At 38.1% G+C, this 16,747-nt stretch carries 17 protein-coding genes and 6 tRNA genes; 20 read left to right on the top strand and 3 right to left on the bottom strand.

All coding sequences use genetic code 11. The features are described 5' to 3' along the window. The first annotated feature begins 137 nt into the window (after nt 1-137). The 3 genes from JCM12304_RS11975 to JCM12304_RS11985 all read left to right on the top strand — a co-directional run bounded on the left by JCM12304_RS11975 (nt 138) and on the right by JCM12304_RS11985 (nt 2,409). Nucleotides 138-803: an HAD family hydrolase gene (locus tag JCM12304_RS11975; protein ID WP_060680609.1), complete on the top strand. Its 666-nt coding sequence runs from the start codon at nt 138-140 to the stop codon at nt 801-803. 174 nt (nt 804-977) lie between these two features. Next, the gene (locus JCM12304_RS11980; RefSeq protein WP_060680611.1) at nt 978-1,415 is read left to right on the top strand and encodes an NUDIX domain-containing protein; all 438 of its coding nucleotides are present in this window, start codon (nt 978-980) and stop codon (nt 1,413-1,415) included. A 424-nt stretch (nt 1,416-1,839) separates the two neighbouring features. Beyond that, on the top strand, nt 1,840-2,409 hold the full coding sequence (locus JCM12304_RS11985; protein WP_060680613.1) for a dihydrofolate reductase family protein: 570 nt from the start codon (nt 1,840-1,842) through the stop codon (nt 2,407-2,409). Nucleotides 2,410-2,691: 282 nt separating this feature from the next. Here the strand turns inward: JCM12304_RS11985 and JCM12304_RS11990 are convergent, their stop codons facing one another. Beyond that, nucleotides 2,692-3,414: a potassium channel family protein gene (locus tag JCM12304_RS11990; protein WP_019376970.1), complete on the bottom strand. Its 723-nt coding sequence runs from the start codon at nt 3,412-3,414 to the stop codon at nt 2,692-2,694. Between the two features lie 70 nt (nt 3,415-3,484). Continuing rightward, nucleotides 3,485-4,261 carry an enoyl-ACP reductase FabI gene (gene fabI, locus JCM12304_RS11995; protein WP_060680615.1) on the bottom strand — a complete coding sequence of 259 codons (777 nt, stop codon included), beginning with the start codon at nt 4,259-4,261 and terminating at the stop codon, nt 3,485-3,487. A 254-nt stretch (nt 4,262-4,515) separates the two neighbouring features. Here fabI and JCM12304_RS12000 point away from each other — a divergent pair. From JCM12304_RS12000 to rocF, 11 genes are all read left to right on the top strand, one after another. Beyond that, nucleotides 4,516-4,590 (top strand) — tRNA-Glu (locus JCM12304_RS12000). A 6-nt stretch (nt 4,591-4,596) separates the two neighbouring features. Then, nucleotides 4,597-4,669: transfer RNA gene (locus tag JCM12304_RS12005), tRNA-Val, on the top strand. A gap of 6 nt (nt 4,670-4,675) precedes the next feature. Continuing rightward, nucleotides 4,676-4,751, top strand: a tRNA-Thr gene (locus tag JCM12304_RS12010). Between the two features lie 41 nt (nt 4,752-4,792). Further along, a tRNA-Tyr gene (locus tag JCM12304_RS12015) sits at nt 4,793-4,877 on the top strand. A gap of 12 nt (nt 4,878-4,889) precedes the next feature. After that, a tRNA-Gln gene (locus JCM12304_RS12020) sits at nt 4,890-4,964 on the top strand. 207 nt (nt 4,965-5,171) lie between these two features. Then, a tRNA-Lys gene (locus tag JCM12304_RS12025) sits at nt 5,172-5,247 on the top strand. A gap of 238 nt (nt 5,248-5,485) precedes the next feature. Continuing rightward, complete coding sequence (locus tag JCM12304_RS12030; protein WP_060680617.1) at nt 5,486-6,775, top strand: hydroxymethylglutaryl-CoA reductase, degradative; 1,290 nt, start codon at nt 5,486-5,488, stop codon at nt 6,773-6,775. Next, nucleotides 6,772-7,746, top strand: coding sequence for a mevalonate kinase (mvk, locus tag JCM12304_RS12035; protein WP_019376967.1), 975 nt, complete (start codon nt 6,772-6,774; stop codon nt 7,744-7,746). Before JCM12304_RS12030 ends, mvk begins: the two co-directional genes overlap by 4 nt. 12 nt (nt 7,747-7,758) lie before the next feature. After that, a complete protein-coding gene (gene mvaD / locus JCM12304_RS12040; protein WP_060680618.1) occupies nt 7,759-8,733 on the top strand; it encodes a diphosphomevalonate decarboxylase in 975 nt (324 codons plus the stop codon). Nucleotides 8,734-8,760: 27 nt separating this feature from the next. Continuing rightward, the gene (locus JCM12304_RS12045; RefSeq protein ID WP_237669865.1) at nt 8,761-9,846 is read left to right on the top strand and encodes a phosphomevalonate kinase; all 1,086 of its coding nucleotides are present in this window, start codon (nt 8,761-8,763) and stop codon (nt 9,844-9,846) included. 235 nt (nt 9,847-10,081) lie between these two features. Further along, entirely contained in the window at nt 10,082-10,984 is a 903-nt protein-coding gene (gene rocF / locus JCM12304_RS12050) for an arginase (protein WP_060680622.1), read from the top strand. 76 nt (nt 10,985-11,060) lie between these two features. On the opposite strand, the gene JCM12304_RS19110 is transcribed toward rocF, so the two are convergent. Further along, a complete protein-coding gene (locus JCM12304_RS19110) occupies nt 11,061-11,213 on the bottom strand; it encodes an aspartyl-phosphate phosphatase Spo0E family protein (RefSeq protein WP_071648068.1) in 153 nt (50 codons plus the stop codon). A 161-nt stretch (nt 11,214-11,374) separates the two neighbouring features. On the opposite strand from JCM12304_RS19110, the gene sigW reads away from it, so the two are divergent. The 6 genes from sigW to JCM12304_RS19405 all read left to right on the top strand — a co-directional run bounded on the left by sigW (nt 11,375) and on the right by JCM12304_RS19405 (nt 16,579). After that, nucleotides 11,375-11,938, top strand: coding sequence for an RNA polymerase sigma factor SigW (gene sigW, locus JCM12304_RS12055; RefSeq protein ID WP_019376962.1), 564 nt, complete (start codon nt 11,375-11,377; stop codon nt 11,936-11,938). A gap of 14 nt (nt 11,939-11,952) precedes the next feature. Next, nucleotides 11,953-12,585: an anti-sigma-W factor RsiW gene (rsiW, locus tag JCM12304_RS12060; RefSeq protein WP_019376961.1), complete on the top strand. Its 633-nt coding sequence runs from the start codon at nt 11,953-11,955 to the stop codon at nt 12,583-12,585. A gap of 310 nt (nt 12,586-12,895) precedes the next feature. Beyond that, nucleotides 12,896-13,717 (top strand): diadenylate cyclase CdaA, encoded by an 822-nt coding sequence (gene cdaA / locus JCM12304_RS12065; RefSeq protein ID WP_040954010.1) that lies wholly within the window; start codon nt 12,896-12,898, stop codon nt 13,715-13,717. Nucleotides 13,718-13,732: 15 nt separating this feature from the next. Continuing rightward, nucleotides 13,733-14,932, top strand: a complete 1,200-nt coding sequence (locus JCM12304_RS12070; protein ID WP_256200825.1) for a CdaR family protein — start codon at nt 13,733-13,735, stop codon at nt 14,930-14,932. 46 nt (nt 14,933-14,978) lie between these two features. Continuing rightward, the gene (gene glmM, locus JCM12304_RS12075; protein WP_060680624.1) at nt 14,979-16,325 is read left to right on the top strand and encodes a phosphoglucosamine mutase; all 1,347 of its coding nucleotides are present in this window, start codon (nt 14,979-14,981) and stop codon (nt 16,323-16,325) included. A 68-nt stretch (nt 16,326-16,393) separates the two neighbouring features. Further along, on the top strand, nt 16,394-16,579 hold the full coding sequence (locus tag JCM12304_RS19405; protein ID WP_157782509.1) for a hypothetical protein: 186 nt from the start codon (nt 16,394-16,396) through the stop codon (nt 16,577-16,579). The last annotated feature ends 168 nt before the right edge of the window (nt 16,580-16,747 follow it).

Genomic DNA, 16,747 nt, shown 5'->3' on the forward strand with positions numbered 1-16,747 from the left:
TTAAAAGTAATTATTTAAAATAATATCTGATAAAATTGATTAGAAGAAAGGAGTATGCTAATAGAACAAACAGGCCATATTGTTGAGCACAACTAAATGGAAGAATGAATTTTTATAATGAATTATGGGAGGTTACTATGACTCTAAAATATAAATGTTTAATTTTAGACCATGATGATACAGGGGTAAAAAGTACTCCAGATATACACTATCCATCATTTGTGGAGGCACTTATAGACCTAAGACCAAATGAGCAACCTATCACGCTTGAAGATTTTGTTAGATACTGTTTCAATCCAGGCTTTTCCTCTTTATGTAAAGACATTATGAAATTCACAGAGGAAGAACAAAAACATCAGCAACTAGTTTGGAAAAGGTATACGGAATCAATTGTACCTGACTTCTATGAGTTGTTTGTAGAGACCATTCAAGAGTTTAAACGCCAAGGTGGAATTGTGACAGTGGTTTCTCATTCCGAGAGGAACCGGATTGAAAGAGATTATTCTATTCATTGTGGATTCGTGCCGGACGCAATCTTTGGGTGGGAACTTCCAGAACATCAGAGGAAACCACATACATATCCAATTAAGGAAATTTTAAGACGCTTTAATCTTCTAGAAACTGAAGCACTAATGTTGGATGATCTAAAGCCAGGGTTAGAGATGGCAAGAAACAGTAATGTAGACTTCGCCGCTGCTGGGTGGTCGCACAGTATTCCTGAAATAAAGGAACAGATGAAAAGGGAGTCAAAATATTACCTTGAAACTATAGAGCAATTCAATCGATTAATATTATGTGAATAAATGTTTGGTAATTATTCAATTAAAGAGTGCTTTCAATGAATAAAGAAAAGCGTCCTCTATTGCTTTATTGAGCCAAATAATGGAGTGATTTTCCACTAAAAGTTATCAAGCGATGCTTGGGGACGAATTTTAATGTTATAAGTTTTACCTGAATTTTTAATTAGGAGGTGGACAATGAAAATTTTTGGTGAACGCAACTATGATTTAAATTATTGGAAAAGAACTGGAGCGTACGCTGTCATTCAGAATCATCAACAACAATTTTTATGTGTGGAAGACTTAGACGGGAATTTATTTTTAGTCGGTGGAGGGGTTGAAGCAGATGAAGCTCCTGAAAATGCATTATTAAGAGAGAGTATTGAGGAAACAGGGCATAAAATTCAAATAGTTGAGACCATAGGGAAAGCCGAAAGACATTGGGTTTCAGCAAAATACCCTCGTGATTCTCAACATAATATCGGAATATTATACGCTTGTGAGCTATTGGAAAGGATAGCAGAGCCAGTTGAAAAAGAGCCAATGTGTTGGGTTGATTTCAGTTATTTAGAAAAGTATCTTTTTCATGAACATCACTTATACTTAATCAAACAGTATTTAAATATTTATACATAAGACATACCCAATAAAAGCTGGGAAGGATACATTGTCTTTAGTTGAGTAATGACTTTCAATCATTGGGCGCAGTAGGAGTAACAAACACTGTGCCTGAAACGGGTCAAATCGTGGAAGAAGATTAGGAGAGGATAATTATGCATTTATCACTTTTAGGCATTTCAATATCATTATTTGGAATAGCCTAATACTAACTTCAAGGGGTTTACCAAACGTAATTGGATTGGTCATTTCATTTGTAGGGTTGCTAGTTTCGTTGGTTTCTTGTTTTCTAAATGAGGCAAAAAAAGTAAAAAATAATTCATATTGAAATTTTTTTATTTCAAATTAAAACCAGATTCTCCCCCAAAGTTAAGAGCAATTCTTGAATAATCTTTGCGATTCAAACGTGCCAGTTCTTAAATAACCCATAGGAGGGAATATAATGTCCAACGAAGTAGGAACAAGAAAAATTATCTTAGATTTAGCAGTTACTCTAGATGGTTTTATTGAAGGGAAAAATGGAGAAATTGATTGGTGCATAATGGACCCTGAAATGGAGTTTGCTAAATTTCTTAATCAAATCGATACAATTTTATATGGAAGAAAAAGTTACGAATTGTGGGGGCAATATATTCCAACAACCAAGGCTCCTGATGACGAGAAGGAAATGTGGGAGTTGATACACAGTAAGGAAAAATATGTGTTTTCCAGAACGCAAAAGGGGTTTGATAATAAAGCAATATGTATAAATGAAAATATCCCCGAGGAAATAAATAAATTAAAGGGTAATAGTGGTAAAGATATATGGTTATATGGTGGAGCGAGCCTTATCACGACTTTTATTGATTTGGGACTAGTGGATGAGTACAGATTATCTGTCCACCCTGTGGTATTGGGAGAAGGAAGACCATTATTTATTGATTTAAAACAAAGAATGAATCTAAACTTGATTAATACAAAAACCTATTCCTCCGGCGTAGTTCAACTAATCTATCGATCAAACAGTAATTGAATTTAACAATAGCACGATAGTTGGAATGGCCCTTTATTCCTTGCCAGGTCAAAGGTCGAAAAAGAGAGTCATAGCTTCAAATCCTGTTACACACTCTTAATAAAAAACTTCTACTAATGGTAGAAGTTTTTGTGTGGTCTAGCCTTATAATACTAAATTTACTTCTTGCATCATCAAATTAACCGCCTCTATAGCACTTCGTTTTAGTAAAATTGTATTTACCATTTCTTTTTATAAATATTTAAGGTGTAAATGGATACGTGTGTTAAATGGTACTTTTGTTTACTCTGGTTTCTTGTTGCATTCCTCCTCATTTAAGTCCTTTAGCAAAATAACCAGGCGTCTTTTCTCGCTAGTATGTAATTCCTCATATCGATCAAGTTCGCTTTTAATAAATTCTATTGTTGGGTTTTGTTGTTTTTTGCTACCGACAAAATACGTTGTAATCGAACTAGTCAACATACCTATTAAACCTATACCGATAAGCATTAATATAATTGCAATTAAACGTCCCATACCTGTATCAGGTGATATATCCCCATAGCCTACGGTCGTGGCGGTAACGATGGACCACCAAAGACCATCTTCATATGTATTAATTGATGGTTCGAAATGCTTGACCAAGAAAGTAGATAAGCCTATTAAGAGCACAGATACAGCAAAGACTTTATGAAAATTATTGGTTTTTAGTATATTTCTAAATGGTGTAATATACTTTTTACCTAATGATATAATTCGCAGCACTCGAAACAGCCTAACCACCCTAGCGGTCTGAAAGATGCTATCTAAGGGAATCACAGAAATAATATCAAAGGGGTTTTCTTTTATATAGTGCCATTTATTTTTGCTGATTAGAAACCGAATGAGAACATCTGTAAATAATACGAACCAGATGATTTTATCCAAGTATATTAAGTTGTCCTCTTCATGCCATATCAAAATTACTGATAAGAGAATGAGTATGATCAAAAAAATTTCATAAATTAATGCTAATTTTTTTCGCATGAAAACCACCTTGTTTAGTTAATAGTAAAAAGACACTTATTGCGAATAAGTGTCTTTTAGATGAAATACTCTACCCTCCGATAATATGGTAACCAGAGTCTACATGTAATACTTCTCCAGTTATTCCTCTGGATAATTCGCTCATGAAGAATAAGGTAGCATCCCCAACCTGGTCTTGGTCCACATTTCTACGTAAAGGGGCTTTTTCTTCTATTATACTCATCTTCTCATTAAATCCGGATACACCTTTTGCGGATAACGTACGAATCGGACCTGCTGAGACGGCATTTACACGTATATTGTATTTACCCATATCTTCTGCTAAATATCTCATGCTGGCCTCTAAAGAAGCTTTTGCAACACCCATTACATTATAGTTTTGGATTACTCGTTCCGCCCCTAAATATGTTTGAGTTACAATACTTCCGCCTTCAGTCATCAATTCTTTAGCAGCTTTTGTTACTGATACTAGAGAATACGCACTAATTTCCTGTGCAAGTAAGAAACCGTCACGAGATGTGTCAGCATATTCACCTTTTAGTTCTTCACGTTTAGCAAAGGCTACAGAATGAATAACTCCATGAATGACTCCTATTTTTTCTTTGATTTCTTTAAACGCTTGTTGTACACTTTCATCACTAGCAACATCACATGATACAACTAATTCTGCCTGAATGTCATATTTTTCAAGTAACTTAGTTAATTTTTGATAGGATCGTTCCTGTCTATAAGTGAAAATTAAGTTTGCTCCTGCGTTATGTAATGATTTTGTGATTCCCCACGCAATACTACGTTCACTTGCAACTCCCATAACCACAATCTTTTTACCTTCTAATAAATTTGCCATAAATGTACCTCCATAATATGTTTCTTTTGTATATTATAACTAACAGCCTTTATGAAAGAAACCTTTGAGAAAAATATATTTGTGTACAGGTTATTATGACAGGGTTTAAACGGTGTTTCGACATTTTTATAAAAAAAATTCATTTTACCCTTTACAAATATAAAATATCTGGGTATAATAAAATTCGTTGGTTTGAGAAGAGCATAGTAGAAATCTTCAAAGCCACTTCTATTTTAAATTATATACATTGCACTGGCCCGTTGGTCAAGCGGTTAAGACACCGCCCTTTCACGGCGGTAACACGGGTTCGAATCCCGTACGGGTCACCAATATACGGAGGATTAGCTCAGCTGGGAGAGCACCTGCCTTACAAGCAGGGGGTCGCAGGTTCGAGCCCTGCATCCTCCATCATCTGCCGGCCTAGCTCAATTGGTAGAGCAACTGACTTGTAATCAGTAGGTTGGGGGTTCAAGTCCTCTGGCCGGCACCATTTATTTTTATGTATAATTCTTATATAATAGTTAACAATATGGAGGGGTAGCGAAGTGGCTAAACGCGGCGGACTGTAAATCCGCTCCCTCAGGGTTCGGCAGTTCGAATCTGCCCCCCTCCACCATTTTTATATTGTTGGGCTATAGCCAAGCGGTAAGGCATCGGGTTTTGATCCCGTGTATCCTAGGTTCGAATCCTAGTAGCCCAGCCACTTTTTTTATTTTTAGGATTATTTTTGTTGAGAACAGGGTAATACATAAAACTAGGTATAAACACTCAGTAGGTAGAGCAACGAGCAATCCTTCTACCGAATAAGCTGCGAGTAACCCCGATGTACCTGGCATCATTGAAAAAGCTGGAAGAAGCAGGTGTTCACAAGATGAACGCAGTCTTAAGCAAGAAAACATAAAAATAATATGAGCCATTAGCTCAGTAGGTAGAGCATCTGACTTTTAATCAGAGGGTCGAAGGTTCGAATCCTTCATGGCTCACCACTTAAAAAATGAGGTTAAATACGTCATATATAGCAAATAAGATAAACAAGGTCGTTTAAAAAATGAACAGCCTTGTTTATTTGCATTTTAGAGTAAATTTTTACATAATAGATACAGTCATTTTTTTGTGAATAGATAGCAATCTCGTGTTATACTTTAAATATAATTTAGATGCTAAATAAATTTTATGCGCCATGTGTATGTGTTTATAGCATGCTGGACAAAAGGATGAGTAGGTATGGAAACTTCCAGGATTCCTGGTTTTTACAATATGACGGTTGAGGAACGTAGAGATTTATTAAAGAAGTTGCATTCCTTTACAGAGGAAGAAATAGCTAACTTGTTTTCTAAGGAGCCTCTACCTGCTGAAACAGCAGACAAGATGATTGAAAATACAATTGGTACTTTTCCTCTTCCATTAGGTTTAGGATTGAATTTCTTAATAAATGGGAAAGAATATGTAGTACCGATGGCTATAGAAGAACCATCCGTTGTAGCTTCAGCAAGTTATATTGCTAAAATTGTGAGAAATGCTGGTGGTTTTACCACCGAAGCTACCGATCGGGTTATGATCGGGCAAATTCAAGTAGTTGGTTGTCCAGATTTTGAAATTGCAAAGGAAAGCCTCTTAAAAGAGAAGGAAGCGTTAATTGAAAGTGCCAATGCAGCCTACCCAAGCATGGTAGCAAGGGGCGGAGGCGCAGAGGATCTGGAAGTAAGGGTACTGAATGAAGATGGTGATTCCCCATATAGCAAAATGCTTGTTGTACATGTATATGTGAATACGTGTGATGCCATGGGTGCGAATATAATAAATACAATGGTAGAGTCATTGGCTCCAACAATTGAAAGAATAACTAAAGGAAAGGTTTATCTGCGGATTTTGTCAAATTATGCAGATAAATGTCTGGCACGTGCAAAGTGTGTAATACCTCCAAACCTTTTACAGACCGATGGGTTTTCGGGAGAAGAGGTTCGTGATGGTGTGATTCATGCCTTTGAATTTGCTGACTCAGATCCTTATAGAGCTGTGACCCATAACAAGGGAATTATGAACGGGATCGATCCGATAGTTATTGCGACAGGTAATGACTGGCGAGCAGTAGAAGCGGGCGCGCATGCGTATGCTTCTCGCAGTGGAAAGTATAGATCAATGACCACATGGTCTGTAGATGAACAAGGCAATCTGGTTGGTGAGCTTGAATTACCTATGTCTGTTGGAACGGTAGGTGGATCTATCCGAGTCCATCCGATTGCTAAGACCTCACTGAGTATATTAGATGTGGAATCAGCTCAAGAACTAGCTCAAGTTATCGTTTCTGTTGGACTAGCGCAGAACCTCGGTGCATTAAAAGCTCTAGTGACAGATGGTATTCAGAAAGGTCATATGGCATTACATTCTCGCTCTGTTGCAATAGCAGCAGGGGCCTCTGGGGAGATGATTGATATCATTGCAGAAAAGTTAGTAGAAGAAAAAGAAATCCGTGTCGGAAAAGCTAAAGAATTGGTGGAAATGTATACAAAATGAGTGCAGAAAAAGTAACTACAACAGAACAAACAGCTATCGGTGTAGCTCATAGTAAATTGATTTTGATAGGAGAGCATGCAGTTGTACACGGGCAACCTGCCATTGCTATTCCTTTCCCATTAGTTGGTGTTGAATCTGTGGTAGAGCATGTACCAGGTTCAATTCAGATAGATAGTACCTTCTACCATGGACCACTTGATTTAGCTCCGGAGTCTTTACAAGGTATTGCTAATTGTATTAGAGGTACATTGGAGTATTTGGAGCAACCTTATGGTGATCTAATGATACGAATTAAATCATCGATCCCACCAGGTAAAGGCCTTGGGTCAAGTGCTTCGGTAGCTATTTCATTAGTTAGATCTCTCTTCGCTTATTTTGGAGAAGAGTACACAGAGCAGGAATTACTAGATCTTGCTAACATTGCGGAGACGTATGCCCATGGTGCACCAAGTGGAATTGATACGTTAACAATCACCTCTGGGTCACCTGTTTGGTATGAGAAACAACATTTAATTGATTTTATAAATTTAAGTGATGATTTTCACTTTGTAGTAGCCGATTCTGGGAGAATTGGTGATACTAGATTAGCGGTGGAATCTGTAGCCGAGCTATTGAAAACAGCACCGAAACGGATACAGAAAAAGTTAGATCGTATTGGGGATCTAACACATCAGGCTAAACATGCTTTGGAAAAAAGAGGGAAGCACATTCTTGGACACCTACTAAATGAAGCGCAAAAAGAGTTGGAGTCTCTGGGTGTTAGTGATACTGGCCTTAATAAACTAATCCAATTTGCCAGAAAAGAAGGCGCCCTTGGAGCTAAGCTAACAGGCGGCGGAAATGGTGGTTGTATTATTGCCCTGGCCCAGAATGAAGTACATTCAAGACAGCTTGCTGAAAAATTGAGAAAACTCGGAGCACACGCTGTGTGGCCATTTACATTAAAACAGGAAAACAATAGGAATTATTAAAGGGGAGTAAAGATGAAGGCTACAGCTAAAGCACATACAAATATTGCTTTAATCAAATACTGGGGGAAGCGGAATGAAGAAATTATTCTGCCTACAAATAATAGTCTTTCCCTCACATTGGATGGCTTTTATACAGAAACTACTGTAGCCCTTCATGAGGATTATACGGAAGATCACTTTATTCTTGATGGCCAACCAGTAGTAGGGGAGCAATATAAACGTGTAACAACGTTTTTAGACCTTATACGTAAGCTGGCAGGTAAAAATATATATGCAGATGTTCGTTCTATCAATAATGTTCCTACTGCAGCAGGGTTCGCTTCTTCAGCTTCGGGCTTCGCAGCTTTAGCCGCAGCTGGAACAAAAGCAATGGGGATACATCTAAGTGAGCAAGAACTTTCCCGACTGACCCGCCAAGGATCAGGATCTGCATGTCGATCCATATATGGTGGATTTGCCGAGTGGAGAATGGGGAAGGAAAATGACGGTTCTGATTCCTACGCTGTGCCAATTGCACCTGTAGAACATTGGGATTTGCGGGTAGCTGCAGTGATTCTTTCTTCTACTATGAAAAAGGTATCCAGTCGAGAAGGGATGAAGCGGACGGTTGAGTCCTCTCCATTTTTTGATGGATGGGTGAATAGTATACCCAAGGATTTAGAAGAAATAAAAGAGGGCATTAAAGCACGAAACATGGAAAAGGTTGGAAGCATAGCCGAAGCAAATTGTTTGAGAATGCATGCTACCACGCTGGGGGCTAACCCTCCTTTTACGTATTGGCATGATACGACATTGACTGTTATGCAAACAGTAAAGCAGTTAAGAGAACAAGGAGTTCCTGCCTATTTCACTATTGATGCAGGCCCGAACGTAAAAGTATTGTATTTACCTGAAAATGAAAAGACAGTGGAGAAAGTACTCCGTGAAATTCCTGGTGTCACAGATGTACGTTTAAGCAAATCTGGTCAAGGAGTAACCTATATATAGGGGTTGGATATGTTGCCTAATGCACCAATGACAATAAAAGTACCTGGAAAATTAATGATTGCAGGGGAATTTGCTGTTTTACAACCACATCATGAACTCGTTGTAATGGCTGTTGATCGTTTTGTATATGCAACGATTGAAGACCATGATGCAAATAGAATAACATTAAATGATTTTGGTTTATATGACATTGGATGGACGTATGCTGATAATCGGCTGACTTTTTCTACAGACGATCAACGCACACGTTTTGTTGGGGCCGCTATGGCAACTGCGTTAACATACTTAAAGGAAAAGAATATCCATCCAACTCCATTCCGGCTTGCAATTAAAAGTGAACTTGATGATGTCTCCGGGATTAAATACGGGCTCGGCTCAAGTGCTGCTGTAGTTACAAGTGTCATATCAGCAATTTTAAATAAATACAATGATGAGAAAGCGGCTGCCTTATTAACATTTAAACTGGCTGCTATTTCGCATGTTCGGACACAAGGGAATGGTTCAGGAGCAGATGTAGCTGCCTCTTCCTATGGCGGTTTTCTACAATACGCCTCTTTTCAGGCTGAATGGCTCCAGGAGCAATATGAAAATACACCTACAATCACAGAACTGCTGGAAAAAGATTGGCCATATTTATCGATTAAACCAGTAAAAATTCCTTCAAATGTCTATGTGTGTATAGGTTGGACGGGAAAGCCTGCATCTACTTCAAGACTAGTGGATGATATACTTAAATTAAAAACGGCTAACCAAAGCCAATTTAAACAATTTTTAGATGATAGTGAGACCGCTGTAAGTAACTTCTTACAAGGTATGACAGAGGGAGATCTTCCCCTTTTACTGCAAGGGATTAAACAAAACAGAAAAGCATTGGCGACTGTAGGGGAAAACGCTGGTGTAGAAATAGAAACTCCATTATTACGTACGTTATGTGATATTGCAGAAAATATGGGGGGTGCTGGTAAGCCTTCTGGCGCTGGTGGTGGAGATTGTGGAATTGCCTTTATGCCCTCAAAAAAGCAGGCAGAAGAAATAGTACATGCTTGGGAAGCTGCAGGAATTAAGCCACTTACAATTCAACCATTCCCTACTGGGGCTCATATTGTATCTTAAACATCTTAAGATCAAATGCTTGTAGAAAATCATATTCTACAAGCTTTTTAATATTTGTTCGGGAAATTTCCTACTGACATGAGTATAATCTACTGCTGCTAGAAATTAACAAAGCCTAAGAATTTGTTATAAGTGATTATTCACTTTTTTAATACTGCATAAATATTCAAAAAAATGCTTGGTTGAGTCATCCTCATTCTTTTATATACAATAGTATAAAAGGAGGCGCTTACATATGAACAAAAATATTTCTGTAATTGGCGTACCGATGGATTTGGGGCAAAGTCGTCGTGGGGTAGATATGGGACCAAGCGCGATGAGATATGCAGGTGCTATTGAAAAGTTAACTACACTAAAATATATCGTAAAAGACTTGGGAGATATCCCAATTAATCGACCAGTTAACAATGAATCGACAGATGGAACTAATTTAAAGAACTTACATCAAGTGATAGAGGCCAATCAACAATTAGCAGATATGGTCGATGAAGAAATACAAAAATACAACTTTCCATTAATTTTGGGGGGAGATCATAGCATAGCTATCGGTAGCCTTGCAGGTATAGCAAAGCATTATAAGAATCTTGGGGTTATTTGGTATGATGCACATGGCGATTTGAATTCTAGTGAAACTTCTCCCTCAGGTAATATTCATGGGATGCCTCTAGCTGTGAGTTTGGGCATCGGACATGACAAATTGGTAAATATTTCAGATTACGTTCCTAAAATTAAACCCGAAAATATTGTTATTATCGGAGCAAGATCTCTGGATCCGGGTGAAAAGGAGCTTATTAAAGAAAAAGGAATAAAAGTTTTTACCATGCATGAGATTGATCGTCTGGGTATGCCAAATGTTATGTCGGAAGCCATAAAATACTTAAAGGATCGTACAGATGGCGTCCACTTAAGTTTAGATTTAGATGGACTGGATCCATCTGAAGCTCCAGGTGTAGGCACACCAGTGCTCGGTGGAATTACGTACAGAGAAAGCCACTTGGCAATGGAAATGCTGGAAGAGTCAGGTATGATTACATCAGCTGAGTTTGTAGAAGTAAATCCAATTCTGGATGAAAAGAATAAAACTGCTACAGTAGCAGTTGCATTAATGGGCTCATTGTTTGGAGAAAAGTTAAATTAAGAAAACTAAAAAGACATTAGGTGAACTTAATCTCTAATGTCTTTTCTCTATGTATCTCTGGTTGTATATGAGGCCATTAACATGCCTTCTTTAAGTACTCATTTATTAGCTTATCCAATTTCATACTCGTGGAGACGACAACTTCTGATGTAAGCGCATTGTTGTAACTAAGCATTATCATCTCTTCGCGACATTTTTCAATTTCTTTCTTTAAATTAAAATCACTCACAAAACTGTCCTCCAATCAAGTATACTATAGTAAAGAAGATACCCAGATGTTAACCCTGATAAACATTGATTTACCCAATTTAATAAAAATATAAAATAAAGTGAAACCTTTTCACATAGATGCTCGTATTATGATTACCGCACACCGGCGGAGGTAACCGTATGGATCAATTTATTAGAGACAAAATAATAGAAGTTAAAAAAGGAGACCAATCTGCATTTGAAGATGTGGTCAACTATTTTCAACACAAAATTTATCAGCATTGTTTACGAATGCTTGGTAATGCACACGAGGCGGAAGATATAGCACAGGAAGCGTTTATCCGAGCTTATATCAATATCGAATCCTTTGATGAGCAGCGGAAATTTTCGACATGGTTGTACAGAATTGCTACAAATTTGACCATTGATCGGATAAGGAAGCGTAAGCCCGATTTTTATCTTGATAGTAAGATAAAAGGGACAGAAGGGTTGGATATGTATTCCCAATTGCCAGATCAGGGTAAGCTGCCAGGAGAAGAAGTGGAAAGCCTGGAGCTGAAACGCTATATACATCATGAGATTTCTGAGCTTCCCCCGAAATATCGCAGTGTTATTACATTACGATATTTGGAGGAGTTCTCACTTCAGGAAATTAGTGAAATCCTGGACATCCCGTTGGGTACTGTGAAGACAAGAATCCACAGGGCAAGGGAAGCATTACGAAAAAGACTTCGTCACGTGTAAAGGAGTGGATTCGCTTGAATTGTGATAAAGAAGCTGTTGAGCTTATGCATAATTATTTAGATGGTGATTTAACAAAGGAAAATGAGACAGCTTTACGCCTTCATTTGGAAGAGTGCGAGAAGTGTCAGCAGCATTTTCATGAGTTAAAGCGCACATTAACTTTAATACGAAGCACAGAGCATGTGAGCGCTCCTGCAAATTTTACTGCCAATGTTATGAATAATCTACCTGCCGAAAAGAAGTCAGTGAAGTATAAACGCTGGTTCAGAGCACACCCTATGTTAACGGCAGCTGCAATATTTTTTGTGTTTATGATGAGTGGAATCTTTTCTGCATGGAACCAAGGTAGTGAGCTGGTAGTATCCAAGCAGGATAACTTAGTAATAAAAGGCGACACTGTTATTGTCCCGGAGGATGTCACGGTGGAAGGTGACCTGATTGTTAAAAATGGCAACCTGGTTGTACGTGGAACGATTGATGGAAATGTGACATTGGTAAATGGTAAGCTCATTGAGGAGCCTATTCAGGGAGAAGGCTTGATGGCATCTGTTGGTGAAGTAAATGGAGAGTTGGAGCACATTGATCAGATTTTTGAATGGATGTGGTTTCACATAAAATCTTTCATTAAAAATATATTCGATTTCTAAAGGAACATGGCCTACATGTTCCTTTTTCTAAAGAAATAATATAATAAACCTCCACGTGTAACTCTGCATTCATCCATAGTAAAGAATGAGGATATATTTTATTAGCCAAGTTTAGGAATCGACATGCAGATTACATCCAAATGATGTGTTTTTGTAATAGAAATCACCTTTATATAGAAAGTTAAATGTGATTTTTCTCTGGATAAGTTTAACGCTCTGGAAGTCTTCCCTCAAAAAATATGTTATAATAACTAACGTGACTATTTAAAATATGGTGATACGAATCTATGTGTAAAAAGGGTGTGTAGACATGCTTGGTGGGGGATTGGATATTTTAGAGCTTCTAAGAGTAGGCGTAGATATTGCTCTCGTCTGGTATGTGTTATATAAGCTAATCATGCTGATTAGAGGTACAAAGGCCATCCAGCTTTTGAAGGGGATCGCAGTAGTGCTTGCGGTATGGCTTTTAAGTATAGCATTTAATTTACAGACGGTACAATGGATTACCAGTCAAGCTATTGGCTGGGGATTAATTGTTATTATTATACTATTCCAGCCTGAGTTGCGAAGGGCTTTGGAACAGCTTGGAAGAGGGAACATCTTTGGAAGAAGTGCAAGATCAGAAGAAGAAATTATACAACAGAATATCGAAGCGATTATTCAGTCCTGTAACTATATGGCAAAGCGTAGAATAGGTGCGCTGATTTCTATTGAACGGGAAACGGGAATAGGTGACTATGCTGAAACAGGTATACCAATTAATGGAAAACTAACACATCAGCTTTTGACGAATATCTTCACACCAAACACCCCTTTACATGATGGAGCGGTTATTTTAAAGGGGGAAACGATTGTAGCAGCTGCGTGTTATTTGCCATTATCGGAGAGTCCTTTTATCTCTAAAGAGTTGGGGACAAGGCACAGAGCTGCTATGGGAATTAGTGAAGTAACAGACGCCCTGACAATTGTCGTATCAGAAGAAACAGGTAATATTTCTTGTACAAAAAATGGCGAGTTACATAGAGAACTAGACCAGAACAGTCTAAGTGAGCTATTGCGAGAAAACCTATCTTTAAACGTGAAATCCTCTGAGAAGAAGACAAAAAAACGGAGGGGGAGCAATGATGGATAATTGGTTTAGAAGTAAATGGTTTGTTCGGGTGATCTCCTTGCATTCGCCATCTTATTCTATGTATTTGTATATGTTGATGCAAATAATTCCACAAACTCTGATTCGACGTTCCCAGGGAAGACACAAGAAATGCAAACATTAAACGATGTCCCTGTAGAAATTAAAATAGATGAGGATGATTATGTAGTAAGTGGTGTGCCGGAATATGTAAATGTCTCTTTAGAAGGTTCTTTAGGGGTACTGACACCGCTTATTAAGCAGCGTAACTTTTCTGCCTTTGTGGATTTGCGAGGGTTGGACGCTGGTGAACATATAGTGGAAGTGGAGCATAATATATCAGCAGATTTAAATGTTTATATTGAACCGAAAACAGTAGAAGTAACGATAGAGAAGAAGGCAACTGCTGAATTCCCAATTAATGTTGATTTTATTAATACGGATCAATTAACAGAAGGGTATGAGCTTGGGAAGTATGAAATCGAACCGTCAACGGTATCGATCACAAGCTCTCAAAGTGTAATTGATCAAATCGGAATTGTGAAAGTATATGTGGATGTAAAAGACATTGATAAGTCTATAAATAACAGAGAAGTGCCTATAAATGTTTACGACACACAAGGGAATGAATTGAATGTCAATGTTCAACCAGAAAATGCAGTAGTTTCTGTGGATATAGATAATCCAAGTAAGAAAGTTCCTGTAAGTGTTGAAACAACTGGTGAATTGCCTGAAGGTTACTCACTAAGTTCTATTTCTCCAAGTGTAGAGGAAGTTGAAGTATTTGGGACAAGCAATGTTTTAAAAGATATCAAGGAAATCAGCACAAATGAAATAGATTTATCGGACATCGAAGAATCCGGAAAGGTAGAAGCAGAGCTGTCTTTGCCAGAGGGAACGATGGTACCGAATAATAAAATTGAAGTATCCGTTGAAGTTGAGAAACCAACAACGATTACCAATGTACCTATCGATGTTGAAGATTTAGAAGAAGGATTGGAAATATCTTTTATAGAACCTGATGATGCAAAAATGGATATCTCCGTTGTAGGAAATGAAACAGATGTTAAAGAACTTTCAGCCGAAGATTTTCAAGTAACGATCAGTGCCGCAGATCTAGAACCTGGAGAGCATGAAGTACCAGTTAAACTAGAAGGACCAGATGGGTTAAAAACAACAGGTGAATTTGAAAAAGTAAAAATCAATATAAAAGAATAGCACTTGTGTGTTAACGGTTGAAATGGAAATGAAGGAGAGATACTACATGGGAAAATATTTTGGAACAGATGGTGTGAGAGGAATTGCAAATAAGGGACTTACACCAGAACTAGCATTTAAATTAGGTCGCTTTGGCGGTTATGTTTTAACAAAAGAAACCCAGCGTCCTAAGGTTATCGTCGGTCGTGATACTAGAATTTCCGGGCATATGCTTGAAGGGGCATTGGTTGCCGGTTTGCTTTCCATAGGTGCAGAAGTAATGCGTCTAGGGGTGATTTCCACACCGGGTGTCGCTTATCTTACTAAAGCTACAAGCTCGCAAGCCGGGGTAATGATTTCAGCTTCACATAACCCTGTAGAGGATAATGGTATTAAATTCTTTGGACCGGATGGCTTTAAACTTTCAGATGCTCAGGAAAATGAAATCGAGCAGCTGATGGAAGAAGAAGATAATCTGCCTCGTCCAACAGGTGGAGATGTAGGAACAGTAAATGATTATTTTGAAGGTGGACAGAAATATCTTTCCTTCTTAAAGGATACGATTGATAATGACTTTGAAGGCATTCGGATAGCGCTGGATTGTGCTCATGGTGCTACTTCCAGCCTGGCAACACATCTGTTTGCTGACCTGGAAGCAGACATCTTCTCCATTGGGTCATCACCAGATGGATTAAACATTAATGATGGGGTTGGTTCAACACACCCTGAAACGCTTCAAGCTTTTGTAGAAGAAAAGAATGCAGATATTGGTTTGGCGTTTGACGGGGACGGAGACCGTTTAATCGCAGTAGACGAAAAAGGAAATATTGTAGATGGCGATCAAATTATGTTTATCTGTGCAAAGTATATGAATGAAAAAGGATTTCTTCGTAAGAATACAGTTGTTTCTACAGTAATGAGTAACATTGGGTTTTACAAAGCGATTGAGAAAAACGGAATGCGCAGTGATAAAACTGCAGTTGGTGATCGCTATGTGATGGAAGAAATGCGCAAGGGTGGATATAACCTTGGCGGCGAGCAATCTGGTCATATCATTTTCTTAGATTACAACACGACAGGGGATGGCATGCTGTCAGCTATCCAATTAGTTAATGTAATGAGGGAAACGGGCAAGCCACTTTCTGAGTTGGCAGGCGAGATGGCAATCTTCCCTCAAGTATTAAAGAATGTAAAAGTAATTGATAAAAACGAAGCACTAAGTAATTCAAGAATTAATGAAGAAATTGAAGCAGTCGAAAAAGAGCTTGGTGATCAAGGCCGTGTCCTTGTACGTCCATCTGGAACAGAGCCTCTTGTAAGAGTTATGGTAGAAGCACCTACCAAAGAAGAATGTGAGAAATATGTTGATCAAGTAGCTAACGTGATTGATCAACTCTTAGGAATGAAAGAGTAACAGAATGGAAAACCTGCCCCCTTATGCGGAGCAGGTTTTTCTTATCTTATTTCTTGGTTTTAATATATATGTTGGGTTATTCAATGATTCGGAGAAAAAAATCTGAGCTAACTTTCTTGAACTTTTTCGAGGATGTTGGTCATGCAATCGTTGCCACAGAGTGGTTGGTGGGGCGAGTTAGCGCAGTCCCGGGACGTGGCGTTCTTAGATTGCGATTTTCCATTCAATCAATTGGTATTGCACATTTATTTTAATAATATATTTTTCCGTAGTGATGTTGTTTAGCTTTTTGAGATTACGGAGAATCAAATTCCCTCTTGTTCTATACTTTCCTACTATGAATATACAAGATAAGATTTGCACTCCTAAAATTGCAATGAATCCTAAAAACACTAACTTATTACCAGTTCCTTTCTCGACGA

Origin of the sequence: Virgibacillus halodenitrificans JCM 12304 (assembly GCF_001310895.1) — a bacterium.
GTDB lineage: Bacteria > Bacillota > Bacilli > Bacillales > Amphibacillaceae > Virgibacillus_Q > Virgibacillus_Q halodenitrificans.